Here is a 23,369-nt window from a genome sequence, read left to right on the forward strand (position 1 = left end):
GATCCCGAAAGCACGGACGCCACCGGTGCCCTTCCCAAATCGGGAAAAAGGCGCAGGTGGCCGTGTCGTTCTCGGGATATCGGTACTTATCGTTTATTGATATGCGCAGGCGGTCACGATGCCGCAAGTGCAAAGGTTGTCCGCCTGCCGGGCAAAAGTCTCTTACTTCTTGATCCAGTGCATCAGTTCGCGCAGCTTGGAACCGACTTGCTCGATTCCGTGCTCAGCTTCGCGGCGGCGTGTAGCCGTCATCATTGCAAAGTTGGATTTGTTCTCGAGGATGAAGTCGCGTGCGAAACGGCCCGATTGGATGTCGTCCAGTACCGCTTTCATCGCTTTTTTCGTTTCGTCCGTTACAACGCGCGGGCCAGTTACGTAGTCACCGTATTCAGCCGTATTGGAGATGGAGTCGCGCATCGAAGCCATTCCGCCTTCATACATCATGTCAACGATCAGCTTCAGCTCATGCAGACATTCGAAGTATGCCATTTCAGGAGCGTAGCCCGCTTCAACGAGCGTTTCAAAACCGGCTTTAACGAGTGCAGTCGTACCGCCGCACAGTACAGCTTGTTCGCCGAACAGGTCGGTTTCGGTTTCTTCGCGGAACGACGTTTCGAATACGCCGGCACGCGTACAGCCGATACCTTTGGCATACGCAAGACCGATTGCCGTTGCGTTGCCGGTTGCATCCTGCTCAACTGCGATCAGACCCGGAACGCCGAAGCCTTCAACATATGTGCGGCGAACCATGTGGCCCGGGGATTTCGGAGCGACAAGAAGAACGTCGTTATCTTTGCTCGGCACGATTTGGCCGAAGTGTACGTTGAAGCCGTGGGAGAACATCAGCGCTGCGCCTTTTTTCAGGTTCGGTGCGATTTCTTCGTTATATACGCGAGCCTGCGTTTCGTCCGGCATCAGAATTTGCACAACGTCGGCAGCGCGGGTAGCGTCCGCCACGTTCAGTACTTCGAAGCCGTCGTTGCGGGCTTTATCTGCGGATTTGCCTTCGCGAAGACCGATAATTACTTTCACGCCGCTGTCGCGCAGGTTTTGCGCTTGTGCGTGGCCTTGGCTGCCGTAACCGATAACTGCTACTGTTTTGCCTTGCAGAACGCTGAGGTCTGCATCGTTTTCATAATACAATTTAACTGCCATTTGGAAAAATGCCTCCTTTAAATTAACCCTTTTGAGCGGGTGTTTAGGAACGCAACTTATGAAAGCGGGCAACCGGCTTCCGGTCGTTGCAAGCCTAAACTCCCGCTCAAAGCGGGAATAACTCCATCGTTAACCATGATGACTTCGAACTGCTGATCTTCGGAAGTTTAACCCGCCCGCAAGGCGGGTATATCGTCTTGTTCTACGTTACGCGCGCAAGCTGCTGCGGTTCATCGCAGTCAGCCCCGTCCGTGTCAGCTCCCGGATGCCGTAAGGCTTCAGAAGCTCGATCATCGCGTCGATTTTATCGGAATCGCCGACAACTTGTACAATCATGTTGGCCGGTCCGATATCGACGACAGCTGCGCGGAACGTATCCACGACGCCAAGAATTTCCGGGCGGACCGAAGGGTCCGCGCTCACTTTGATAAGACCGAGCTCGCGCGCCACCATCGGGCTCGAGCTGACATCCACCACTTTAATGACGTCGATCAGCTTGTAGAGCTGCTTCGATACTTGCTCGAGCAGCTTCTCGTCGCCGGTCGTCACGATGACCATCCGCGAAAGTCCGGCTTCCTCGCTGGCGCCGACCGTAATGCTTTCAATATTGAAGCCGCGGCGGCCGAACAAGCCGGACACGCGCTGCAGGACGCCGGGCTGATCGTTTACAAGAACGGCAATTGTGTGCTTAATCATTCCGCATCCCCCATGATCATTACATCAATCGTGTTCCCCTGCGTTACCATCGGGTACACGTTCTCGCCTTTGCGAACGACGAACTCGACAACGGCCGGTCCGGGATGGCGCATCGCTTCTTCCCAAGCCGCCTTCGCCTCTTCCTTGTTCGTGGCGCGGAACCCTTTCACCCCGTAAGCTTCCGCAAGCTTGACGAAGTCGGGGCTTCCCGCCAGGTCGATATGGCTGTAGCGGTTGTCGTAAATGATTTCCTGCCATTGGCGAACCATTCCGAGAACCTGGTTGTTAATAATGGCCACCTTGACCGGAATGTTGTTGATGGCGCAAATCGCCAGCTCCTGCGCGCACATCTGCATGCCGCCGTCGCCGTTGATGGACACGACAAGCCTGTCGGGGTTGGCCATTTGGGCGCCGATTGCCGACGGGAATCCGAAGCCCATCGTCCCTAAGCCGCCGGAGGTGACCCAGGAGCGCGGCTTGTTGAACCGGTAATACTGCGCCGCCCACATCTGATGCTGTCCGACGTCCGTCGTCACGATTGCGTCGCCGCCGGTCGCCTCGTGGATCATGCTGATGACCCATTGCGGCTTCAGCTCGACATCGGAGTCGGTGTAGCGCAGCGGGAACTGCTCTTTCCACTGCTGCGTTTGCTTGCGCCATTCGTCCGCCTTGACGGTGCGCGCCACTTCTTTGTTGATCAGGGCGAGCGTCGTCTTAATGTCGCCTACGATCGGAATGTCCGTCGGCACGTTCTTGCCGATTTCCGCCGGATCGATATCGATATGGACGATTTTCGCGTGCGGCGCGAAGCCTTCCAGCTTCATCGTCACGCGGTCGTCGAAACGGGCGCCGATATTGATCAGAAGGTCGCAGTTCTGAATGGCGATGTTGGATGCGTACGTTCCGTGCATGCCCGGCATGCCGAGCCACAGCTCGTTGCCGCTCGGAAACGCGCCCAAACCGAGCAGCGTCGTCGTCACCGGAATCTCCGTCTTCGTAATAAACTCCAGCAGCTCCTCGTGTCCGCCGGAATAAACGACTCCGCCGCCGGCGAGAACAAGCGGCTTCTCCGCTTCATCAATCGCTCTGACCAGCTTGTCAAGCTGCGGCTTGCGCGGCGTAACCGTCGGATTATACCCGCGGATGCTCACCTCGTTAACCGGCTGGAAGAGCGCTTTAGCTGCCGAAACGTCTTTCGGGATATCGATCAATACGGGGCCTTTACGGCCGGTATTGGCAATATGGAACGCTTCGTGAATGATGCGCGGCAAATCTTCAACGTTCCGGACCAAATAGCTGTGCTTCGTGATCGGCATCGTAATGCCGCAAATGTCCGCTTCCTGGAATGCGTCGGTCCCGATCGCGCTCGTGGCGACGTTGCCCGTTATAACGACAAGCGGTACCGAATCCATATAAGCGGTCGCGATGCCCGTCACCAGGTTCGTCGCTCCCGGACCGGACGTTGCGATACAAACCCCAACCTTGCCGCTCGCTCTTGCATAGCCGTCCGCCGCATGGATCGCCCCTTGCTCATGACGGGTCAGCAGATGGTGGAAATCCGAGAATCCGTGCATCGCATCGTAAATGTAAAGCACGGCGCCGCCGGGATAGCCGAATACGCATTCGACGCCTTCCAGAACCAAGCTGCGCAGCAGCATCTCCGAACCGGTAATGACTTCGGGTTTTTTCAATCTATCCATAATTTCTTGTTTCGACCTTACGGCCGTTTCTTGTGTAGCCATTCCATTTCCTCCTTTCAAAACAACAAAGACAACAAAGACAACAAAAAAACCTTCCGCCCCCAGTCGCTAGAAGCAACCCGGGACGAAAGGTATAACTTTCGTGGTACCACCCAATTTTGTTACGCATCTCGCAATGCATAACCTCAACAGGTAAGAACGGCGTGCACGCAAAACGTTCCTACCTTTGGCACATTAACGCGTGCCTTGCGATTTCCCCTAATAACCGAACTACGCTTTTCAGGGAAACAGCTCCGAGGTGAGCTCGTTGGAAAGGGATTTTGGCGACGGTTGCAGCAGATCCGTCCGCTCTCTGAGCAAAAGAGCCCTTAACACTTCGTCCTCATCATTGCCGATGTCGTATTAGCTTATCACTTATTATATGCTTCGTACATACCGTTCGTCAAGAGTTAGCTTGCTTCTCGTTCTGAAAAGATATGTAAGCTTTTTGACCACATCGGAAAGCTTAAGTTCAAAGTATTAAAGCAAAGTGTACTTCTTTCCGATTGGCGATAAAAACCTCCCCTAAACGCGGTCGCTCATCTTCGAGTGACTCCGATAGGAGTTTTTCTCATAAACAATCTGAGCGGATTCAGCATACATTGGATGCAACCGTCATATACGGAATTATAAACCGGTAAGGAACGATGAGCTTGAACCGAATCCTGATCCGCCTCAGGGCTCCGCGAACGGATGACGGCGCCATCATCTCCTTGATCCGCAAAGAGCTGATTCCGCTCTCCCAAACGGTCCATCCCAGAGACGCCCAGACGCTCCGCACGTTGAAAAAAAGGCTCCGAAACGGCAGTACCATTGTCGCCGCGAAGTCCAAAACGGCCGCCCCCATCGGGTTCATTCATTACGAAATCGTCTCCGGCATCATCCATATCGATCTGCTTGCCGTTCATCCGGATTACCGGGGCTTCTCGATCGGCAGAAGTCTGCTTGCAGCCGCTGAAAACGATGGAAGGCGGAGCGGATGCGTCTTGTCCCGGCTGTTTGTGGATGAAGGAAATGAAAAAGCGCACCGTTTCTATAAACGGTGCGGTTATACGGCAGCAGGCTATCATGCCGGCTTAAAATGTACCGAAATGATCAAGCCTTTTTAGAAGGCAGCGACAGGGGCGCACGGTTCAGTAGAAACCTTTGGGACCGTAACCCGGGTATCCGCCATAGTTGGAATATCCGCCGGCGGGACCCGGTCCGTAAGGTCCGGGCCCGTATGGTCCCGGCTTGCCATAAGGTCCCGGTCCGCATGGACCCGGGTAGGGCCCCGGACAGCCATATCCCCCTCCAAAACCTGCGTAAGGCAGCGTGCCGATCGCAAGCAGATCAAATAAAACGAGCGGCAAAATAAAAGCGCGAGTATGAACTTTTTTGCCGCCGCTTTGCGCGGACACCCGCATATATAACCGGTCCCCTTGCAGCCGCTCCAGCTTGCCCGCGACAACGGAGCCGTCTTTGCGCTGTACGTATACATTCCGTCCGATTAGTTTTTGGACCTGCTCCTTGGAAACATGACGCATCAAACTTTCCTCCTTCCGAATATGCACCATTGTATGCCGGAAAAGAGGATTCGCTTGTATGTATGTCCCTCCCCGTCTCAGATTTTGGGGAGGATCATTCAGCCGTTAAAACCGTCTGTCATCGTGAGTCAGCATCCGCAGCTCCAGCCAGTTTCCTGATCGGGTTTTCACATATAACGATTTTCCAATCCGTTTGCCGTGAACGAACATACTGTCCGCCTCCTTGCCGCTCGGCAGCAAATTGAGATACATGTCATTACCCCGACAACGGATAAAATAACCAAATTTTATGCAATAATAGCCCCAATTGCAAAGGGTTGCGGCAATTCAGGAAGCTCCGGGCGCGAGAGATGAACGCAATAAAGAAGCCCTTCCGCTGCGGAAGGGCTTCTTGCATAAACGCCATTAATTAAGCGTTAATTTTTTGTTTGGCAACGTCGGCCAGCGAGTTGAACGAGTTGATGTCGTTAACCGCCAGATCGGCGAGAACTTTGCGGTTCACTTCAACGCCGGCTTGTTTCAAGCCGAACATGAACTTGCTGTAGGACAGGCCGTTTTGACGGGCAGCCGCGTTGATGCGAACGATCCACAATTTGCGGAAATCGCGCTTCCGTTGACGACGGTCGCGGTATGCGTACAGCAGCGATTTGTATACCTGCTCCTTAGCGGTTTTAAATAAACGGTGTTTGGAACCGAAGTAACCTTTCGCGAGTTTCAAAATCCGTTTACGACGACGAGCGCGGACAAATCCGCCTTTCACTCTTGCCATGTGTGGAAACCTCCTGTGGGTTGAATTTTCTTAAACGTAATGGATAAAACTATTTTTTCAGTTGTGCAAGACCTTGAGCCAGACGGCGAACGTCGCCGGCAGCCATGTTCGGCTGGGTAGCCAGAACGCGTTTTTGACGGTTCGATTTGCCGGAAAGCAGGTGGTTGCGGTAAGCTTTGTAGCGTTTTACTTTGCCGGTACCTGTAATCTTGAAGCGGTCTTTAAGACTGCTGTGCGTTTTCATCTTAGGCATGTCTGAATGTCCTCCTAGGTAATTAATTGTTTTTTGGCGCCAAAATCATGATCATGCTGCGGCCTTCCAGCTTTGGCACACGCTCGACGTTGCACAGATCGGCCACATCTTTGGAAAGCCGGTCCAAAATGCGCTGTCCGATCGACGCATGGGTGATTTCCCGGCCGCGGAAACGGACGGAAGCCTTCACCTTGTCGCCTTCGCCGAGAAACTTCACCACATTGCGGAGCTTCGTCTGATAGTCGTGCTCCTCAATGTTGGCGCGGAACCAAACTTCCTTCAAATCGACGATCTTCTGATTTTTGCGCGCTTCCTTTTCCTTCTTCTGCTGCTCGTAACGGAACTTGCCGTAATCCATGATCCGGCAAACGGGCGGTTTCGCCTGAGGAGCCACGTTGACCAGATCCATGTTCAGATCGGTCGCCATCTGCAACGCTTCCCGCAGCGGCTTAATCCCAATCTGCTCGCCTTCCGCACCGACCAGGCGCACTTCCCTTGCCCGGATTTCGTCATTGATTTGATGTTCTCTGCTAATAATGTTCCACCTCCGAATATTCGTTCCAATTCAAAAAAAATAATGCGAGCCCAAGTGGACCCGCATACGGTTGACGTTACTGAAAACGAGATTGCCGGCATCATCCGGACTAATCCGTTTAGGCGTATCGCTTACCAGCCGACTGGAGTCGGAAACAGGTGAGAAGCGGGTGCTTCTGCTTGTGTGCGAAAATATTCAAAACAACACTTCTAAGACTATATCATACCAGAAAATCGGCTGTCAACTTAAACTTGCTTGCTTTGCACTTCTTCCAAACGAATGACGCGCGTATGCTGCGTATGGCTCCACTGCTTATTGTTCTGCGTGAAGAACGCATAAAACGTAATCGGAAGCCAGGACAGCTGGAATACGATCATCATGATAAGCTGCGCATACAGCTTGGGCGACTTAACCCCTTCCAGCATCATCGCCAGCGGGAACATAACGAGTGAGGCGAAGATGACGACAGCCGATACCCAAAGCGGCATGTAGCCGTAAATGGATACGAACACGTTGTCCGCGGGAATGATATTGTCGATCCAGATTGCCGCCGTGGCCAGAAAGCCGATCAGCGTGCTGTATACCGAAATGGAATAAATGGCCGCATCGAACTTCACAAAGCTGCGTTCCTTAATTCCGCTCCAGAGCAGCGGGAAAAAGTACTGTCTTGCGACCGTAAAGTGTCCCTGCATCCAGCGCAGACGCTGGCGGGCCGACGCCCGGAAGCTGACCGGTTTCTCGTCGTACACCTTTGCATCATAATTCAGCACGGGATAAATGCCGCGCTGCACGCAGCGCATGGAAAACTCCAAATCCTCGACCAGGCTTGTCGCGCCCCAGCCCATTTCCTTCAGCAGCTCCGAATTAAAGCACATGCCGGTACCGCCGAGGTAATTGGCCATGTTCAAGTTTTTGCGGGAGAGCTGCCACAGCCGGTTGCAGTACCAGTAGGTGATGCCGTACGAAGCGGTAACCCAGGAATCGTGCGGATTCTTCGTATCGAGATAACCTTGGATCACCTGATGGCCGTCGCACAGATCGTTATTCATGTGACGCAGAAAATCGGTGTTGACCAGATTGTCCGCATCGAACATGACGATCGCGTCATACTGCCGGGGCATCCCCCACAGCTCCTTCAGCATCCACTCAATGGCATAACCCTTGCCTCTGAGCTGGTTGTTGTGACGTTCGCAGGCGTGAACCCCGAGACTGCGGGCGATCTCCGCCGTTCCGTCCGTACAATTGTCGCAAATGACAAAGATGTCATAGAGCTCCTTCGGATAATCCATCCGTTTCAGATTATCGATGAGCGCCCCGACCACCTTTTCCTCGTTGTGGGCTGCGACGAGAACGGCAAACGATTTTTGCGGAGCATAAGTAACGCGCGTTTTATTTCTGACAAGACCGAAGAGCGCCAAACCGAACTGATAGAAACCGACCAACGCCAAAAAAACCTGCAGTGCAATCATAACTGTATTGACTAACATTGGATACTGCCCCCTTGAGACCCCAATTTTAATATTCTCTCTGTAAATTCTCTATATTGGCGACCATACTGATTTTCCACGGTTCAGGCTTCTTTGTCAAAAGCTCTATCGGTTGTCTATTCGCCTTGTCACTTTGGAAAACCGCATGTAAGCCGGTTTATCGGGTATGATACCCGTTATTACAGCGATTAACCCCCCATTTCACGCTTTTGCAACGTTTTTAATGCTTTCGTCCTTACGTACGAAACCGGAGGAAAAAAAGTTGCTGAAACATGTAAATTGACTTCCACTACATCTTAACCATCCTGTCCGTGTCGTAAAACGCGCCCGAAAATAATTTTGTTGCCGACAAAATTTGCTTTTTTGATCATCCGTTAACGCAAGTGTGATAGGATGTAAAAACAGAAGATCAGCTGCCAGGGAGGGAATTGAAGTGGGACGCATCATTGGCTGGCTACGAATGAAAGAAAGAAGAATACTTCTCTGGGCCAACAGTAAACCGCTTAACAAAACGATAAACCGGTGGGTCTGCAGATGGCTGTCCACCATAACGCATATGGGGGGAGCGACATTTACGCTGTCCACTGCCGCGCTGACGGCGCTGGCCGCGCCAGCGCCCTGGCGTACGACAGGCGTGCAATGCCTCGTCGCCGTCATCGTAAGCCATCTGCCCGTCGCTTTTGTCAAACGCACGATTAAAAGACTGCGCCCTTATCAGGCGCTGCAGGGCGTCCGCACGTACAAAAGCCCGCTGGTGGACTCATCCTTTCCTTCCGGTCATACAACCGCCGTCTTTGCATGGCTGCTGCCGATTTTGCTGACGACCATCCGCGAAGCGCCCGCCGCCCTTCCGGTCGTCGTGCCGGCTTGTCTGGTGATCGGGTTGTCCGTCGCATGGTCCCGAATGTTTCTCGGACTGCACTATCCATCCGACGTGGCTGCAGGAGCGGTGCTCGGATCGCTGACGGCGCTGGCGGCCTGCACGTTCATGCCCCTGCCTTCTTCGTAGAGGGCGGGCAAGGTGAACAAAAGCCGCAATAAAAACCGAATCGGAATGGGACGTTGTCGCAGTCATCGATTCAAAAGACAAAAAAACCGGTGAATCGGGCGCTTTTGCCGCCGATCAACCGGTTTTTCTCATTTTTCACCACAACACTTCAGCCTTCGCCTCCGGGACTCGCGTCCTGCGAACCGGAATCTTCCGATCCGGAACGCTTGCCGGCCGCCGCAATACGCGCCGCTCCTTCCGCTTGCTCAGCCGAAGCTTCGCGCCGCTTGCGCTCCTGCTTCTCGGCGCGGTAGGCGGCGAGCGCCTTTTCGCCGACGATAACCTCGCAGCGGTGAATATTGCCGCCGCGTTCGACAAATTTATGTTCATACTCGGTCATGACCAAATCTTCGCGCATCCCGTCTTTATGAAGGTCGAGTGAGATGCTGCGCATCTGCAGCTCGCAGTCGGCGTAGCTGTTCAGCGAAAATTCAAACAGCAGCCGCGAATCGGTCTTCTGGTGAATTTCGCCCCACTCGTTCAGAATGGTCCGATATTTTTCCAGAAAACGGGGATGGGTCAATCTGCGGCGGTGATGCTTGCTCTTCGGCCAAGGATCGCTGAAGTTCAAATAAATGCGCTCCACCTCGCCGGGCGCAAACATGTCCTCGATGCCTTCGATGTTCGCCCGCAGCAGCGCCAAATTCCGGGGCTCTCCCCCATTGATGTCGGCCCATGCGGCCCGCGCCTTCTCGCTCGCCCGGCGGATCAGCTCGTCGTACATATCAACGCCGATGAAATTAATATCCGGATTGCGCACGCTCATTCCGCTGATGAAGCGTCCTTTGCCCATGCCGAGCTCGACATGAATCGGCCGGTCGTTGCCGAAAAATTCGCGCCAACGCCCTTTCAGCGGCGCCGCATCCAGGACGACCAGCTCAGGCTGAGCTTCCAAATTTTCGCGTATTCCTTTTCTTCCTCTTAAACGCATATCGATAACGTCCTCCACAATCGCCCGCCTGCACAAGTTGATTTGCCGGCCCGGGCTGTAAGCTAGTCCTTATTGTGCCTAAGAACGGACGGATTGTAAAGGGCAACCGTTGCAAATGCTGCGGAATGTTTATCCAATCAAAAAAAAGCCCCGGTTTTCACACCGGAGCGTTCGATAGGCCTAACGACTTTCAGCTCAACAACTGATAAGGAACGGCCGGCTCAATCTCGAACGTTTCCTCCAGTATGTTATTCAGCTTCTTGCGCGCGATTACTTCCAGACGATGGTTTCCGTGGAAGCGAACCCCTGTAAGCGCCATCAATTCTTTTACCGTCAATTCAACCGTGACTTTGTCGTCCCCATGCGGAATTTTAATTGAAGCGTTCATGCACATCACCTCATTAAAAATTTTACATTTCTGCCAACCGGTAACTGCTCTGCGATTCACGGTTACAAGGAAACGTGCGACGTATTTATCGGCTGTTTCCTTGATATTTCGCACTTTTAATTTAACACATGATGTAAGGTATATCAAGCCCAAATTCACTTTTTTCACCTTAATATTTCCAGATAAATTGTGCGAAAAAAAGACGTGATTCGCCTTTCCCGGACACAAGGTTCTTTTGGTCCCTAAACTTACCCTTGCGGTTGTGGTAAAATAGGAACGGCCGGCTGAACGTTTTTCAGGCCTATTAATGAAGCAAAGAAGGAATCGCAAATGGAACGAACAATGAACGGCCCGTTGGCTCCGCAGCCACTTATGTGGGGAGACAAACGGTTTCATACATGGAATTCTGAAATGCGCCGCCAGTTCGGCGGCAAGGTATTTAAAGTTATGCTTGATGCGGGCTTTACATGCCCGAACCGCGACGGAACGATCGCCAAAGGCGGCTGCACCTTTTGCAGCGCGCGCGGTTCCGGCGACTTCGCGGGCAGACGTCGTGACGATCTCGTGACGCAGTTCAACAGCATCCGCGACCGCCAGCATCAGAAGTGGCCGGAAGCCAAATATATCGGCTACTTTCAGGCATACACGAATACGTACGCTCCGGTCGAGGAACTGCGGGAATATTACGAAGTGATTTTGCAGCAGCCCGGCGTCGTCGGCCTATCCATCGCCACGCGCCCGGACTGCCTTCCGGACGATGTCGTGGACTATTTGGCGGAGCTTAACGAGCGCACCTACCTGTGGGTCGAAATGGGGCTGCAGACGGTGCATGAATCCACGTCAGAGCTGATCAACCGCGCCCACGACACGGCCTGCTATCTGGACGCCGTGCGCCGTTTGCGCGAGCGGGGTATCCGGGTATGCGCGCATATCATATACGGCCTGCCGCAGGAAACGCATGAGATGATGCTGGAGACCGGGCGCGCCGTCGCAGCCATGGACGTGCAGGGGATCAAAATTCATCTGCTGCATCTGATGCGCAAGACGCCGATGGTCAAGCAGTACGAGGCCGGCCTGCTCCGGTTTCTGGAGATGGACGAATATGTGAAGCTTGTCGTCGACACGCTTGAATTTTTGCCGCCCGAGATGATCGTCCATCGTTTGACCGGCGACGCGCCGCGCGACCTGCTGATCGGCCCCACCTGGTCACTGCGCAAGTGGGAAGTGCTGAACGCCTTCGATGACGAGCTTGAGCGGCGGGGAACGTGGCAGGGCAAGCTGTGGCGGCCGGAGACCAGCGCAGCAAAGGCATGCCAGCCAAATCATCCATGCAGCGATGCGGCCGTCTCCGGAAGTCCCGAACCCGGCTTGGAACGGACGGCGGCAGCCGGAGCGGGCGGTTCAGAGCAGTTGAGTGCTGCAGCAGCCGGCGGCACTCGGCCGGGCAGCAAGGCGGACGCCGAAGCTGCCGAAGCGCTGCCGGGGCGCAGTTAATGGGCTTCCTGTCGGTGCTCAGCACCGCTCACCGCTGGATTGCCGAGCGCGTCCAGCCCGGCAGCGCCGTCATCGACGCTACGGTCGGTGGCGGCGTGGATGCGCGCTTCCTGGCGGAAACCGTCGGCCCCAAAGGGGTGCTGTACGGTTTCGATATCCAGGCCGAAGCGCTGCTCAGAACCGAGGCGCGTCTTGCTCCGCTGCGGGAACAAAACCTGCTTCCGGAAGTGCACCTGCTGCAAAGCAGCCATTCGGAGATGGAGCGTTCGATTCCCCGGGAGCTGCACGGAACGATTGCCGCGATCATGTTCAATCTCGGGTACTTGCCGGGCGCCGATACGACGCTCGTTACGCTGCCTGAAACGACGCTCGCGGCATTGGACGCTTCCATGCGCCTGCTTGCCCCGGGCGGCATCCTCACCTGCGTGCTCTATCCCGGCCATCCCGGAGGCAGGGAAGAAGCCGACGCCGTGGAAGGATGGGCGGCGGCGCTTCCGTCCGCGCTCGGGCAAGCAGCGCTTTACCGGATGATCCAAAAACCCGCGGCTCCTTACCTCGTAGCCATCGAGAAACGGACATCCATATCTCTCTAGCAGCGCGGCGATTCATTCGCCTCGTTACTATAAATCACTTCAGGAGGAAGGAGGAATCGTTATGCCCGCACGCAAAATCGAACATATCGGCATTATGGCGAAAGACCTGGAAGCATCCATCGAATTTTATTGCCGGGTTATCGGCCTGGAGCACCGTTCCACGCTGACGCACACGGGCGGCGTCATTCAGATGGCATTCCTCTCATTTCCCGGCTCGAATGAAACGGACATCGAACTGATCTCCGGCTACAACGCTTCGCTGCCCGCCGAAGGCAAGGTGCATCACGCCGCCTTCACGGTCGACGATATCGAAGCGGAATTTGACCGCATGAAGCGTTTGAACGTGCCGCTGCTGGAGCAGGAAATTACGACGCTGCCGAACGGAGCGCGTTACTTCTTCTTTTTCGGCCCGGACGGCGAGCACCTGGAAATGTTCCAACCCGGTCAGGCGCCCGCTTGACACTATCACCCCCAGGAGGATGATGCGAGATGATGAGCCAAGTACAACCTTATCCGCTGCAATTCAAACCGGAAATGAAAGAACGAATCTGGGGAGGCCGCGCGCTGGAGCAGTTCGGGCTCGAGCTTCCGGAAGGGTCCATCGGCGAAGGCTGGATGATCGGCGATCACCCCAACGGCACAACGAAGGTCATAAGCGGTCCGCTTGCGGGCCTGGGGCTTGATGAAATTCGCGAGCAGTACGGCAAGGAATGGTTCGGGGCGAAAGGATTTTCCGAGAAAAATGGCCGTTTCCCGCTGCTGATCAAGCTGCTCGACTGCAACGACGATCTCTCGATTCAAGTACATCCCAGCGACGACTATGAAGCGCTGCCCGCCGGTGAGCTGGGGAAAACGGAAATGTGGTACATACTCGACGCCAAGCCGGGCGCCAAAATTATATACGGCCTGAAAGAAGGGGTCGACCGCGCAGCATTGGAGCAAGCGATCAACGAAGGCCGCATTATGGACGGCCTGCAGGAGGTTCCCGTTGAAGCCGGCGATGCGTTCTACATTCCGGCCGGAACGGTTCACGCCCTCTGCGCAGGCGTCGTTGTGGCGGAAATTCAGCAAAACTCCGATACGACTTACCGGCTGTACGATTATAACCGTCCCGGTTTGGACGGCAAGCTGCGCGAGCTGCATATCGAGGATTCGCTAAACGTTATCGCCTATGAAGGCGCAGGAGCTACGCGGATGAAAACATCGGCTGCCTCTCCGGGACAGTGGCTGACGATCGCAGAGTCGCCCTACTTCGTCGTCGATAAAGGCGTCGTCCGTGAGCGCTGGCAGCTGGAGACGAATCCCGCAAGCTTTGTCATTCTCGTGATCGCCGAAGGATCGGGTGAGCTGAAATGGAGCGGAAGCTCGCAAACCGTCAAAGCGGGAGAATGCTTTCTGCTGCCAGCGACGCTCGGGCAGTACGAGCTGGACGGCAGCATGACCGTCATCCGCAGCCTGGTGGCTTAAGACGGTTACGGCAGTTGCTAAAAGCGCGGGCAGTCCTGCTCCTGCAATCATCCCTTCCATCCGCAAGCGCGCAGACTACGGTCCGCGCGCTTGCGTTCGTTATTCGTCCCCGAACTGTGTGAGGTTGGTCTTTTCTCGTGATGTTTTCCCGATTATGAACAGACTTGCCGCATTTCATTCTCCAATCGGATCGGCCCAGGCGTCAACGTATGGTGCCGGGTTTGGGTCCTTTTGGACACTATCCCTTTGGCTCAGGCGAGAATCCGTCGAATACTTTTCTCACAGCCCTGCATAGAAGCCGCTTAAAGCCGCCGTGTTGTCCGTATACCTTTCTGAGTTGATGGGATAGTGCCGTAAAGCAGTCTTAAAGCTGCGAAGTAGCCCGTCGTACCTCTTTCTGAGCGAATGGGATAGTGCCCTAAAAGCCGCTTAAAGCCGCCGTGTTGCCCGTGTACCTTTCTGAGTTGATGGGATAGTGGCGCAAAGCCGCCTGAAGCTGCGAAGTAGCCCGCTCTTTGACTTGCGCTGAAACAGTATGGTTCAAAACGCGTGTGAATCGTTAAGAACACAATAGGCAACCGTATAGCATATGGACTTTAAACGACTACAGATTTGCGGGAGGACACCACCTATGTACAGTGATCTGGAGAACAAAACGGTCGTTATTACCGGCGCCGCTACCGGCATCGGCAAAGCAATCGCCGTCCGTTTCGGGCGCGAGAAGGCCAATGTCGTCCTAAACTATTTCGATGAAAAACAGGAGCCCCAGCGAATTGTAGACGAAATACGCGAAGCCGGCGGAAGAGCGGTGGCCATTCAGGGGGACGTGACAAAAGAAGAAGACGTCAAAGCTCTCATTGAGGGAGGCGTCAAGCACTTTGGTTCCGTCGACGTGATGATCAACAACGCGGGCATCGAAAATGAAGTGCCTTCCCATGAATTGTCGCTGGAGGACTGGAACCGGGTCATCTCCACCAACCTGACCGGTGCATTTCTCGGTTCCCGGGAAGCGATTAAACATATGCTCGAGACGGGAAAGAAAGGGTCCGTTATTAACATGTCCAGCGTCCATGAAGTGATTCCGTGGCCTCATTTCGTTCATTACGCATCAAGCAAGGGCGGCATCAAAATGCTGACCCAAACGTTGGCGCTCGAATATGCCCCGAAAGGGATCCGGGTCAACTCTATCGGTCCCGGCGCGATCGATACGCCGATCAATGCTGAAAAATTTGCGGATCCGGTGCTGAAAAAAGGCGTCACCGATCTCGTTCCGATGGGATATATCGGCAAACCGGAGGAAGTGGCGGCATGCGCCGTATGGCTCGCTTCGTCGGAAGCGTCCTACGTGACCGGCATTACGCTGTTCGTGGACGGAGGCATGACAAAATACCCCGAATTTCAAGCCGGACGGGGGTAATCGCGAAAGCGGTCGCTGCGCGGGCCGAAATCATTCTTCCGATTGCTGTTGTCCCCGGATTCTAAAATAGGATTTCTTAGAGGAAAGAATCCGGGGACAAAGGCGAACGCTAACGCTTCTCCAGAACGATTCGGCCGCTCCGCGACCTTTTTCACCAAATTGGGAAAAAAACAAATTCATCTGGGCAACCTTTCATCATTGGTTCACTGAAAATAGCTCGTAAACAAACGAATGGGCCTATCGGTTGAGCGTGAAGGAATTTAATTCGGCAAGGGTTTGGAGCACATGGTCAATTAAATTGGTGATGTCTCCCATTTGGTCCTCGTTGATTTTACGGTTGAACTTGAGCTCGATCGTGTCCGTGTAAACGGCCGGATCTTGATCGTACACAAAGCTTAACGTTTGAACTGGCGGCAGGTCAGGCTGCCAAATACGGCGCACTATGTCTTCAATTTGCCGGCATTGCGCACAGACATCGTTCCCGATTTGCAGGTAAAAGCGCAAGAGCAGCGCGCAGCCCGGCGTTTCGCCCGACATTTCCAGAATCTCCGCCGCCAAATCGTTCAGGGTGGCCTCTAGCCGAATTTCCGCCGTTACCTCAGTTTGCTCGGCCAAAGTAAATTGAAGCGCGAACTCCCTCGACAGGACGGACATTTCCAGGCGATCGATCCGATTGGTGATGCGGATTCGCGCTGCCAAATTGTCCAAATCGTAAAGCTGATTTTCAAACGCTACTTTTAAGTTTTCGAATACGGTAGGATCAAACATCACTCATTTCCTCGCTTCTTTCTGCTCTGTTTAAACCCGCTTCCGGATGAACCTGTCGCGATTCTTCATCAATTGCCCGCACGACCGCCTCATGTATCTTAACGTCCGCCGTAACCGTTCCAGGCGTTGTCGGGATGATAAGGGTCATAGTCCTAGGGTTCTGGAATTGTACTTTATGCATACCTTTAAAAAACTAGCGGAGAGTCGCCGCGCCGCTTGGCTCGGGAGCAAGCAGCAATGTGAACGGACGGACGCTGCGGCCGCCGGCTGCATCGTCGCCATACACCATAATAAGCAGCGTGCCTGCCGTTTTGTCGATCTCGCCCCGCTCGAGGTAAGCGCCAAGGTCAAACGGAAGCTTTTCGATGACGGCGTGCTTCGTCAGCTCTCTTTCCCCATACCCCAGGGCGGCGAATGCTTCCGATACTTCCGCGGGGTTATCCGCAATGCGGCGCATCCAGCCGCTCCATTCCGCCTTGTCCATCGCAAACTCCCACCATACTTTGCGCGGTTTGTAGTTGTGATTCATGAAATAGTCGTATTTCATCAACCCGAGCGCAACGTCGGTGTCCAGCGTACGATCGGCGGTTGCAGCGGGCACCCTTAACGTATCGTACGTTTCGCCTGCAGTCGGAAGCGATCCCGTGTCTCCCATTCTGCCTGCAGCCGGCTGCGATACCAAGTCGCCCGTTCTTCCTGCAGTCGGCAGCGATAACGTGTCGGCAGTTTCAGCTGTATCAGGGGCCTGCAATTCCGCTTTGCCGAATACTGCGGTTCCCGATGAAAGGAACGCCCACAAACGCGAGAACAGGTCCTCCAGCTGATGGCCGATTTTTTGCCAGCCGCGGCTTTCCCAGAAATCGCCGAACTGCTGGAAAAAATCGAACGGAGACGGGAAGACGCGCTCCACCAAATAAAGCAGCGTCCGGTCCATCCGGTGCGCATTCCAATATTTTTCGAGCACATCCTCGACCCGCTTAATGCGGACGATGTCCGAGAACGACAGCAAGTCGTTGCTGAGCATTTCGTAAGGCGCATGATCCATATAAATGTACCCGTACTTCTCGGCATCCAGCCTGAGTCCGGTTCCGCGCAGCATTTTCAGAAAGCCGAGCTGCAGCTCCTCCGGACGCAGCGCAAACACGTCGTTGAACGTCTTGCGGAACGTATTGTAATCCTCGTGGGGCAGGCCGGCAATCAGGTCCAGATGCTGATCGATCTTGCCGGATTCCCGCACCTTGGTGACCGTGCGCGTCAGCTTGGCAAAATTTTGCCGCCGCTGCACCGCCTCGTTTGTCGGATCGTTCGTCGATTGGACGCCGATTTCAAAGCGGAAGATGCCCGGCGGCGCATGCTCCGCCAAATAATCGAGCACTTCGGGACGCATAATGTCCGCCGTAATTTCGAACTGGAAAACGCAGCCGCGATGATTTTCGATCAAAAACTTAAACATTTCCAGCGCATAGTCCCGTTTAATATTAAACGTCCGGTCGACGAATTTGATCAGCTTCGCTCCGGAATCGATCAAATAAAGGATATCCGCCTTCGTCCGTTCAATGTCGAAGTAGCGGACGCCAACCTCGATGCTGGATAGACAAAATTGGCAGCTGAACGGACAGCCGCGGCTCGTCTCGAAATAGACGACCCGGCTCCCCAGACTCGCCACGTCTTCGGGGAAACGGTACGGCGACGGAAGCTTTGCCAAATTCAGCTTCGGCCGCGGCGGATTGATGCGGATCTCGGTTCCGCTGCCGTCCGCGGCCGGTTTGCGGTAAGCGAGGCCGAACACAAAGTGGAACTTGCCCTCGCCTTCCAGCTCCTGCAGCAGATGGTGGAACGTTTCCTCGCCCTCGCCCACAACGATGAAATCGACGTCCGGCAGCCGTTCCATCCAATATTCGGTGTCGTAGCTGACTTCGGGACCGCCGAGCACGATTTTCAAGGACGGCTTGATTTTGCGCAGCATGTTGACGACGGTTATCGTTTCTTCGATATTCCAAATGTAGCAGGAAAAGCCGACGACATCGGGGTTGCGGCTGAACAGGTCCGACACGATGTTCATGACCGGGTCCTTGATCGTATACTCTGCGATATCGATATGGAAATCGTCCCCGCTGTACGCTTTCAGGCAGCGCAGCGCCAGCGAGGTGTGAATATATTTGGCATTCAGCGTGGCAAGCACGACATTCATGATAGAGCCCTCATTTGTTTGTTCAAAGTTGTCTTCTATTGTAGCGAAAATAAACGCAAAAAAGAAGAGGCCTTGCCGCAGCCAATATCCGGCTCCTCCAGCCTCTTTCAATATAAGAGCGATAAGTTCATGCCGATTCGTGATGGGATGATGTTCTAGTTATGCATCCTTATCAAAATATCGTCCTTCACCTGCACGTCGGCCGCGGCGTAACGAATCCGCCATTTGCCGTCCGGCGTTGCGGTCGCTTCTCCTTCCGCATAACCGCGGGGCTCGAAGCCGACCGTCTTGTCGTAATAAATCGCGAGCTGGATCGTTTCGTCCGGAAGCATCCCGGACAGCTCAGAAGCGGTGTTATACGCCCACATCCAGAAATCTTCTTTCACGGTCGTCTCATAGTAATCGTAAAAATCCGCGTTCAGGTTGGCGTTGAAAACGAGCCACCCTTTCGCGTCGCGCGTCACCGTCCAATCGCTGAACGTCAAGCTACCGTACGACGTCTGCAGCGCGCCGAACTGCTCTTTCATCAGCTTGACGATATCCTCGTTCGAGGCGCCCTTCAAACTTGCGGGCAAGGAAGGCGCCAGAAAAGCAACCTTGCTTTCATCGAACTCTTCGCCAAGCAAAGACATGATATTCGCCACCGATACCGCATAGTTCAAATCGGCGCTCGTGTCGTCTACTCCCGAGGAAGTAATGCCGATCAGTTCCCCGTACTCGTTAAACAACCCGCCGCCGGAGCTGCCATGATCGATCGGGGCGCTTATTTGAAAATACTCCACGCCTTCCTCGGTTCCGATATTGCTGATCAAGCCTTCCGAAACGGTGTTTTGCATGCCGAGCGGGCTCCCGATCGTTACCACCGGATCCCCCTTCTCTACCTCGTAGGACGTGCCCAGCGTGACGGACGGCTCGCTCATCGGCTGTTTCGTCTTGATTAGGACAAGGTCGGAATTGTCGTCATAGACGGCAACCCCTTGAATATCCAGTTTCGTCCCGTTATCGGTTATGACCGTTCCCGACGTTGCATCCTGCATGACGTGAAGGTTCGTCAGCACATAGCTGTCTCCGATCACAACGCCGCTGCCTTGCGAGTTATCCGTCATAATCATGACGACGCTGTCGTCGTTTTGCTGGACGATCTCCCGCGTTGACAGCTTGGCGCTTTCCCGCTCCTTCAAGGCGGCGGCCGCTTCCGCAGTGGCAATGGCGTCCGCCGAGGTGATGCGAACGACCCGCGCAGCGGCGTCCCATTTGACGCTTGCCTCCAGCGCCTCCGCCACAAACCGGACCGGCACCATCGTCACGCCTGACGGCGCCTCCGCCGGAACGTCCAGCTTGACGGATTCGCCGTCCACAACGGCCTTCGACGATCCGATTTGAAGCGTAACGGTGCTGTAACCGTCCGTCGCGGTAATTGTCTTTGTCTTCGCTGCGTAGATCAATTCCGCATTAAGAGCGGCAAAAATATCTTTCATCGGCACCAAAATCGAGCCTTTGCGGATAACAGGCGCTCGCCGGAGCGTCACGTTCATTCCGTCGACCGCAACGCTGATTTCACGTTGAACCGTCTGTTTGCCGATTGCCGGCGAAGCTGCAGCCGCCGCCGGCTGAATCATGCCGGGCAGCGTGAATAATACGGCCCAGGCTACAAAAAAAGTACCGAACAGCAAATAAAACGGTTTGCGTTTATCAATCGTCAAAATTATGTATCCCCCAAGCATCTCCTATTTTTTGTCTCCTGATGATCGTATCATTCGTCTACTTGCTTGTCTATGAAAATAAATTCATAGAGAAATAGTTTCCTTCGACCGTTTCATCAACGAAGATTAAGATTGCTGTGGGGGAACGTCAGCTGTCATGCAAACCGGTAGATTGTTCCGCCTCCCCATGCGGCAACGTACAGCGCCCCTTCTTTATCGAACATCAATCCGACAGGACTGCTTACGTTCTCGATAATATTCACCGCTTGTCCGTCATTGCCGATTTGTTTGACGGAACCGTCTCCATAATCGACAACAAACACTTCATCTTTGCTATTGACCGCAATACCGACTCCGGGCGTTGAGAAAGTCTCGGAAACCGTCTTCGCTTTTCCATCTGCGGAAATAAAGGAGATCCCGCCGGAGTAATTGGAGACATACAGGTTGCCTTTGGAATCCTGTACGACACCGACCGGGGTTTGAAGCCCATTTGCGACTGTCGTTATCTCTCCTTTCGAAGACACCTTTACGATTTCGTCGCTGCTGCGGTTCGCAACAAGCAGCTCCCCCTCTTTCGTCATCGTTAATCCGGTAGGGGTGTGAAGCCCTCTGGCAAACAACGATTTCTGCCCGTTATTCACTTTATAGATCACGTCCTGGGAATAATCGGCAACATACAAATTATTTTGACTGTCCAAAGCCAAACCTGCAGGGGAGCCCATTCCGTCGACATAGGTGCTTTTTTCACCTTTCGGAGTGATTTTCGTCACATTGCCGCCGCTCCAATTCGCAACGTATAAATTCCCTTCGTTGTCGTACACCATGCCGACCGGTGAGCTAAATCCGGAATAGAGGGCCACAAGCTTTCCCTTCTTTTGTTCTCCCGTCTTTTGTTATCCCAACTTTAGACCTCCATTGTCCTGCTGTTGACCGGCTTGCGGTTCCGCCCGTTGAATGTGCCCTGCAGAACAGCCTGTCGAAACGAGCAGCGCTGCGGCCAATAAACCATGAATGAGTCCCATTTGTGTCCCCTCCTGAAATTGGTTTGAAATTTGCTTCCAAGCAGAAGAGTACACTTTAGAGCGCACTCTAAAGCAAGGGGCGGCAGGATAAAGTTTGAAAATCGCCCAAAGCTTGTTGTTTCGGCCGATTATACGAATTATACTTAGGCGTAAGAAACAAGCGCGTACAAGTCACCCGGGAAGGAGAATAAATCCATGATCAGCCCGTTGCAACCTTTCCTGCATTTGGCGGATGCGGTCATCATTACGGACGAGGAGCATTACATACTGGCGGTAAACGAAACTTACGAAAAAATTACAGGGTACTCCTCGCATCAAATCATCGGGAAAAAAGCAAGCGTACTGCGCTCCACCTATACTCCCGAAGAAACCTACATCCATATGAAAAAAGCGCTGCGGTCCGGATCTCCCTGGTCGGGGGTATTTACAAACCGGAGGCAGACGAAACAATTGTGGCACTCTTCCATTACGATTACTCCTTTTACGGTGGAGGGAGCGACGTACTTCATCGGCGTATTCCGGGAGCTGGAGCAGTTAGACCGCGGATATTATTTGGACGAATACCGGGTCGGACGCATTCAGGAATCGTTATTGAAAGTACTTGCCATTTCGTGTGAAATTCGCGATCCCGGAATCGAATCGCACCTGCTGAGAGTGCAGCAAATGACGGAAATGCTCGTAGTCCGCCATAACGAAAGGCTTGACCTGCGTTTGCCGCCGCAAAATCTGTCTCTCATCACTCATTCCAGCATTTTACACGATATCGGAAAATCGTCCATTCCGGAAGGAATTTTGTATAAGCCGGGACCGCTAGCGGATTATGAACGCACCATCATTGAGATGCACACACTGATCGGGGTCGACATCGTCGACAAAATTTACGCCGAATTGGATGATGAGCTGTTTGAAAATGAACTGTCCACTGCGAAAAACATCATTCTGTATCATCACGAGCGATGGGACGGCTTGGGATATCCGCACCGGCTGCAGGGACCGCGCATTCCGCTGGAGGCGCGCATTGTGAGCGTTGTCGATGTGTTTGATGCGTTGACTACCAAAAGGCCGTATAAAGAGAAATGGGACGTTAAGACTGCCGTTCAATATTTGCAGGAACATAAAAATAAGCAGTTTGACCCGGATATCGTCGATTCCTTTGTCTCTCTTTATGAGGATGGAACGCTCGCCGTATCATGCTAATAAGTGCTTATGGGATAATCATTTGTTTTTTCATCGCTGGTTACGGGTACATAAATAGTTGAAATATGCGGTTGTCATTTTTTTGGAATGGAAGTGGAAAAATTAGGGGATATTAGCTCTTGAACTTCTAACCATAAGGGGAAATGACGAATGAAACTTTCACCTGAACAGCGGATCACTTTGCACGGGTTCAATAACTTGACCAAATCGCTCAGCTTCAATATGTACGACATTTGTTACACGAAAACGAAAGAAGAACGCGAAGCGTATTTGCAGTATATCGACGATCAGTACAATGCGGACCGGTTAACGAGCATTTTGCAGACCGTAGCCGAAATAATCGGCGCGCATGTTCTGAACATCGCCAAGCAGGATTATGTCCCGGAAGGCGCAAGCGTTACGGTGCTCGTGTCCGAAGGCCCGGTCGTCGAGGTGCCCACGGAGTCGTATGATGAATCCCCCGGCCCGCTTCCAAGCTCGGCCGTGATCCAGCTGGACAAAAGCCACATTACGGTCCATACGTACCCCGAGTACCACCCCGACGAAGGCATCAGCACGTTCCGGGCGGACATCGATGTGTCCACCTGCGGGGAAATTTCGCCGCTTAAAGCGCTGAACTATTTGATCCACTCGTTCGATACCGATATTATGACCATTGATTACCGGGTCCGCGGCTTCACGAGAGATATTAACGGCCACAAGTTATTTATCGACCACGAGATCAGCTCGATCCAAAACTACATCCCGGATCAGATCAAATCGCTCTTCGATATGATCGATGTCAATGTGTATCAGGAAAATATTTTTCATACGAAATGCAAGCTCAAGCAGTTCGATCTCGACAACTATTTGTTCGGGTATACGAAAGAAAAGCTGGGCGCCGCCGAACAAGTGAAAATAACCGAGCGGTTGAAGATCGAAATGGACGAGATCTATTACGGCAAAAACATGGTACGCGTATAGTCCGGGTCCCGGTCGTTTATGGCCGGG

Annotated in this window: 25 protein-coding genes; 9 read left to right on the forward strand and 16 right to left on the reverse strand. The window is 53.6% G+C overall.

Annotated features, from left to right (window positions below; translation table 11 throughout):
• Window positions 1-162 precede the first annotated feature (162 nt).
• The 3 genes from ilvC to ilvB form a co-directional block, all read right to left on the reverse strand.
• On the reverse strand, window positions 163-1,155 hold the full coding sequence (gene ilvC / locus VN24_RS02395) for a ketol-acid reductoisomerase (protein WP_045669126.1): 993 nt from the start codon (window positions 1,153-1,155) through the stop codon (window positions 163-165).
• 207 nt (window positions 1,156-1,362) lie between these two features.
• Complete coding sequence (gene ilvN / locus VN24_RS02400) at window positions 1,363-1,851, reverse strand: acetolactate synthase small subunit (RefSeq protein WP_045669127.1); 489 nt, start codon at window positions 1,849-1,851, stop codon at window positions 1,363-1,365.
• A complete protein-coding gene (ilvB, locus tag VN24_RS02405; RefSeq protein ID WP_045669128.1) occupies window positions 1,848-3,593 on the reverse strand; it encodes a biosynthetic-type acetolactate synthase large subunit in 1,746 nt (581 codons plus the stop codon). The genes ilvN and ilvB overlap by 4 nt, the downstream gene beginning before the upstream one ends.
• 650 nt (window positions 3,594-4,243) lie before the next feature.
• On the opposite strand from ilvB, the gene VN24_RS02410 reads away from it, so the two are divergent.
• Window positions 4,244-4,699 carry a GNAT family N-acetyltransferase gene (locus VN24_RS02410; RefSeq protein ID WP_052702743.1) on the forward strand — a complete coding sequence of 152 codons (456 nt, stop codon included), beginning with the start codon at window positions 4,244-4,246 and terminating at the stop codon, window positions 4,697-4,699.
• Window positions 4,700-4,723: 24 nt separating this feature from the next.
• Here the strand turns inward: VN24_RS02410 and VN24_RS02415 are convergent, their stop codons facing one another.
• From VN24_RS02415 to VN24_RS02435, 6 genes are all read right to left on the reverse strand, one after another.
• Complete coding sequence (locus tag VN24_RS02415; protein ID WP_045669129.1) at window positions 4,724-5,119, reverse strand: hypothetical protein; 396 nt, start codon at window positions 5,117-5,119, stop codon at window positions 4,724-4,726.
• A 102-nt stretch (window positions 5,120-5,221) separates the two neighbouring features.
• The gene (locus tag VN24_RS27565) at window positions 5,222-5,368 is read right to left on the reverse strand and encodes a hypothetical protein (RefSeq protein WP_158453635.1); all 147 of its coding nucleotides are present in this window, start codon (window positions 5,366-5,368) and stop codon (window positions 5,222-5,224) included.
• Between the two features lie 157 nt (window positions 5,369-5,525).
• Window positions 5,526-5,885 carry a 50S ribosomal protein L20 gene (rplT, locus tag VN24_RS02420; RefSeq protein WP_045669130.1) on the reverse strand — a complete coding sequence of 120 codons (360 nt, stop codon included), beginning with the start codon at window positions 5,883-5,885 and terminating at the stop codon, window positions 5,526-5,528.
• 49 nt (window positions 5,886-5,934) lie between these two features.
• A complete protein-coding gene (gene rpmI, locus VN24_RS02425; protein ID WP_045669131.1) occupies window positions 5,935-6,138 on the reverse strand; it encodes a 50S ribosomal protein L35 in 204 nt (67 codons plus the stop codon).
• Between the two features lie 22 nt (window positions 6,139-6,160).
• Window positions 6,161-6,655: a translation initiation factor IF-3 gene (gene infC, locus VN24_RS02430; RefSeq protein ID WP_045669132.1), complete on the reverse strand. Its 495-nt coding sequence runs from the start codon at window positions 6,653-6,655 to the stop codon at window positions 6,161-6,163.
• 263 nt (window positions 6,656-6,918) lie between these two features.
• On the reverse strand, window positions 6,919-8,160 hold the full coding sequence (locus VN24_RS02435; RefSeq protein WP_045669133.1) for a glycosyltransferase family 2 protein: 1,242 nt from the start codon (window positions 8,158-8,160) through the stop codon (window positions 6,919-6,921).
• A 433-nt stretch (window positions 8,161-8,593) separates the two neighbouring features.
• Here VN24_RS02435 and VN24_RS02440 point away from each other — a divergent pair, with 433 nt between their 5' ends.
• The gene (locus VN24_RS02440; RefSeq protein WP_045669134.1) at window positions 8,594-9,169 is read left to right on the forward strand and encodes a phosphatase PAP2 family protein; all 576 of its coding nucleotides are present in this window, start codon (window positions 8,594-8,596) and stop codon (window positions 9,167-9,169) included.
• 148 nt (window positions 9,170-9,317) lie between these two features.
• Here VN24_RS02440 and trmB read toward each other — a convergent pair whose 3' ends face one another.
• Both trmB and VN24_RS02450 read right to left on the reverse strand, forming a co-directional pair.
• On the reverse strand, window positions 9,318-10,139 hold the full coding sequence (gene trmB, locus VN24_RS02445; RefSeq protein WP_045672887.1) for a tRNA (guanosine(46)-N7)-methyltransferase TrmB: 822 nt from the start codon (window positions 10,137-10,139) through the stop codon (window positions 9,318-9,320).
• A 190-nt stretch (window positions 10,140-10,329) separates the two neighbouring features.
• Window positions 10,330-10,527 carry a hypothetical protein gene (locus VN24_RS02450; protein WP_045669135.1) on the reverse strand — a complete coding sequence of 66 codons (198 nt, stop codon included), beginning with the start codon at window positions 10,525-10,527 and terminating at the stop codon, window positions 10,330-10,332.
• 342 nt (window positions 10,528-10,869) lie between these two features.
• Between VN24_RS02450 and mnmL the strand changes: the two genes are divergently transcribed.
• The 5 genes from mnmL to VN24_RS02475 all read left to right on the forward strand — a co-directional run bounded on the left by mnmL (window position 10,870) and on the right by VN24_RS02475 (window position 15,498).
• The gene (gene mnmL, locus VN24_RS02455) at window positions 10,870-12,021 is read left to right on the forward strand and encodes a tRNA modification radical SAM protein MnmL/YtqA (protein WP_420798620.1); all 1,152 of its coding nucleotides are present in this window, start codon (window positions 10,870-10,872) and stop codon (window positions 12,019-12,021) included.
• Window positions 12,021-12,614 (forward strand): tRNA 5-(aminomethyl)-2-thiouridylate-methyltransferase MnmM, encoded by a 594-nt coding sequence (gene mnmM, locus VN24_RS02460; protein WP_045669136.1) that lies wholly within the window; start codon window positions 12,021-12,023, stop codon window positions 12,612-12,614. Before mnmL ends, mnmM begins: the two co-directional genes overlap by 1 nt.
• Window positions 12,615-12,675: 61 nt before the next feature.
• Window positions 12,676-13,074, forward strand: coding sequence for a VOC family protein (locus VN24_RS02465; protein WP_045669137.1), 399 nt, complete (start codon window positions 12,676-12,678; stop codon window positions 13,072-13,074).
• A 29-nt stretch (window positions 13,075-13,103) separates the two neighbouring features.
• Window positions 13,104-14,081, forward strand: a complete 978-nt coding sequence (gene manA, locus VN24_RS02470) for a mannose-6-phosphate isomerase, class I (RefSeq protein ID WP_238590806.1) — start codon at window positions 13,104-13,106, stop codon at window positions 14,079-14,081.
• 631 nt (window positions 14,082-14,712) lie between these two features.
• Window positions 14,713-15,498, forward strand: coding sequence for a glucose 1-dehydrogenase (locus VN24_RS02475; protein ID WP_045669138.1), 786 nt, complete (start codon window positions 14,713-14,715; stop codon window positions 15,496-15,498).
• 237 nt (window positions 15,499-15,735) lie between these two features.
• Here the strand turns inward: VN24_RS02475 and VN24_RS02480 are convergent, their stop codons facing one another.
• From VN24_RS02480 to VN24_RS28385, 5 genes are all read right to left on the reverse strand, one after another.
• A complete protein-coding gene (locus VN24_RS02480; RefSeq protein ID WP_045669139.1) occupies window positions 15,736-16,266 on the reverse strand; it encodes a hypothetical protein in 531 nt (176 codons plus the stop codon).
• 193 nt (window positions 16,267-16,459) lie between these two features.
• Window positions 16,460-18,457 (reverse strand): B12-binding domain-containing radical SAM protein, encoded by a 1,998-nt coding sequence (locus VN24_RS02485; RefSeq protein ID WP_082083584.1) that lies wholly within the window; start codon window positions 18,455-18,457, stop codon window positions 16,460-16,462.
• A gap of 155 nt (window positions 18,458-18,612) precedes the next feature.
• Window positions 18,613-20,160, reverse strand: a complete 1,548-nt coding sequence (locus tag VN24_RS26120) for a stalk domain-containing protein (protein WP_158453636.1) — start codon at window positions 20,158-20,160, stop codon at window positions 18,613-18,615.
• 155 nt (window positions 20,161-20,315) lie between these two features.
• Window positions 20,316-21,020, reverse strand: a complete 705-nt coding sequence (locus VN24_RS02495) for an NHL repeat-containing protein (RefSeq protein ID WP_045669140.1) — start codon at window positions 21,018-21,020, stop codon at window positions 20,316-20,318.
• Window positions 21,021-21,053: 33 nt separating this feature from the next.
• The gene (locus tag VN24_RS28385; protein WP_274520410.1) at window positions 21,054-21,182 is read right to left on the reverse strand and encodes a hypothetical protein; all 129 of its coding nucleotides are present in this window, start codon (window positions 21,180-21,182) and stop codon (window positions 21,054-21,056) included.
• Between the two features lie 195 nt (window positions 21,183-21,377).
• On the opposite strand from VN24_RS28385, the gene VN24_RS02500 reads away from it, so the two are divergent.
• Window positions 21,378-22,379: an HD domain-containing phosphohydrolase gene (locus VN24_RS02500; RefSeq protein ID WP_045669141.1), complete on the forward strand. Its 1,002-nt coding sequence runs from the start codon at window positions 21,378-21,380 to the stop codon at window positions 22,377-22,379.
• A 150-nt stretch (window positions 22,380-22,529) separates the two neighbouring features.
• Window positions 22,530-23,342: an adenosylmethionine decarboxylase gene (gene speD / locus VN24_RS02505; protein ID WP_045669142.1), complete on the forward strand. Its 813-nt coding sequence runs from the start codon at window positions 22,530-22,532 to the stop codon at window positions 23,340-23,342.
• Window positions 23,343-23,369: the final 27 nt, after the last annotated feature.

Origin of the sequence: Paenibacillus beijingensis, assembly GCF_000961095.1 — a bacterium.
GTDB lineage: Bacteria > Bacillota > Bacilli > Paenibacillales > Paenibacillaceae > Paenibacillus_O > Paenibacillus_O beijingensis.

Excerpts from the sequence above, each read along its gene's own strand:
- ilvC (WP_045669126.1), bottom strand. The coding sequence starts at position 1,155 with ATGGCAGTTAAATTGTATTATGAAAACGATGCAGACCTCAGCGTTCTG.
- ilvN (WP_045669127.1), bottom strand. The coding sequence starts at position 1,851 with ATGATTAAGCACACAATTGCCGTTCTTGTAAACGATCAGCCCGGCGTC.
- ilvB (WP_045669128.1), bottom strand. The coding sequence starts at position 3,593 with ATGGCTACACAAGAAACGGCCGTAAGGTCGAAACAAGAAATTATGGAT.
- VN24_RS27565 (WP_158453635.1), bottom strand. The coding sequence starts at position 5,368 with ATGTATCTCAATTTGCTGCCGAGCGGCAAGGAGGCGGACAGTATGTTC.
- rplT (WP_045669130.1), bottom strand. The coding sequence starts at position 5,885 with ATGGCAAGAGTGAAAGGCGGATTTGTCCGCGCTCGTCGTCGTAAACGG.
- rpmI (WP_045669131.1), bottom strand. The coding sequence starts at position 6,138 with ATGCCTAAGATGAAAACGCACAGCAGTCTTAAAGACCGCTTCAAGATT.
- VN24_RS02435 (WP_045669133.1), bottom strand. The coding sequence starts at position 8,160 with ATGTTAGTCAATACAGTTATGATTGCACTGCAGGTTTTTTTGGCGTTG.
- trmB (WP_045672887.1), bottom strand. The coding sequence starts at position 10,139 with ATGCGTTTAAGAGGAAGAAAAGGAATACGCGAAAATTTGGAAGCTCAG.
- VN24_RS02450 (WP_045669135.1), bottom strand. The coding sequence starts at position 10,527 with ATGAACGCTTCAATTAAAATTCCGCATGGGGACGACAAAGTCACGGTT.
- mnmL (WP_420798620.1), top strand. The coding sequence starts at position 10,870 with ATGAACGGCCCGTTGGCTCCGCAGCCACTTATGTGGGGAGACAAACGG.
- mnmM (WP_045669136.1), top strand. The coding sequence starts at position 12,021 with ATGGGCTTCCTGTCGGTGCTCAGCACCGCTCACCGCTGGATTGCCGAG.
- VN24_RS02465 (WP_045669137.1), top strand. The coding sequence starts at position 12,676 with ATGCCCGCACGCAAAATCGAACATATCGGCATTATGGCGAAAGACCTG.
- manA (WP_238590806.1), top strand. The coding sequence starts at position 13,104 with ATGATGAGCCAAGTACAACCTTATCCGCTGCAATTCAAACCGGAAATG.
- VN24_RS02475 (WP_045669138.1), top strand. The coding sequence starts at position 14,713 with ATGTACAGTGATCTGGAGAACAAAACGGTCGTTATTACCGGCGCCGCT.
- VN24_RS02480 (WP_045669139.1), bottom strand. The coding sequence starts at position 16,266 with ATGTTTGATCCTACCGTATTCGAAAACTTAAAAGTAGCGTTTGAAAAT.
- VN24_RS02485 (WP_082083584.1), bottom strand. The coding sequence starts at position 18,457 with ATGAATGTCGTGCTTGCCACGCTGAATGCCAAATATATTCACACCTCG.
- VN24_RS28385 (WP_274520410.1), bottom strand. The coding sequence starts at position 21,182 with ATGGGACTCATTCATGGTTTATTGGCCGCAGCGCTGCTCGTTTCGACA.
- VN24_RS02500 (WP_045669141.1), top strand. The coding sequence starts at position 21,378 with ATGATCAGCCCGTTGCAACCTTTCCTGCATTTGGCGGATGCGGTCATC.
- speD (WP_045669142.1), top strand. The coding sequence starts at position 22,530 with ATGAAACTTTCACCTGAACAGCGGATCACTTTGCACGGGTTCAATAAC.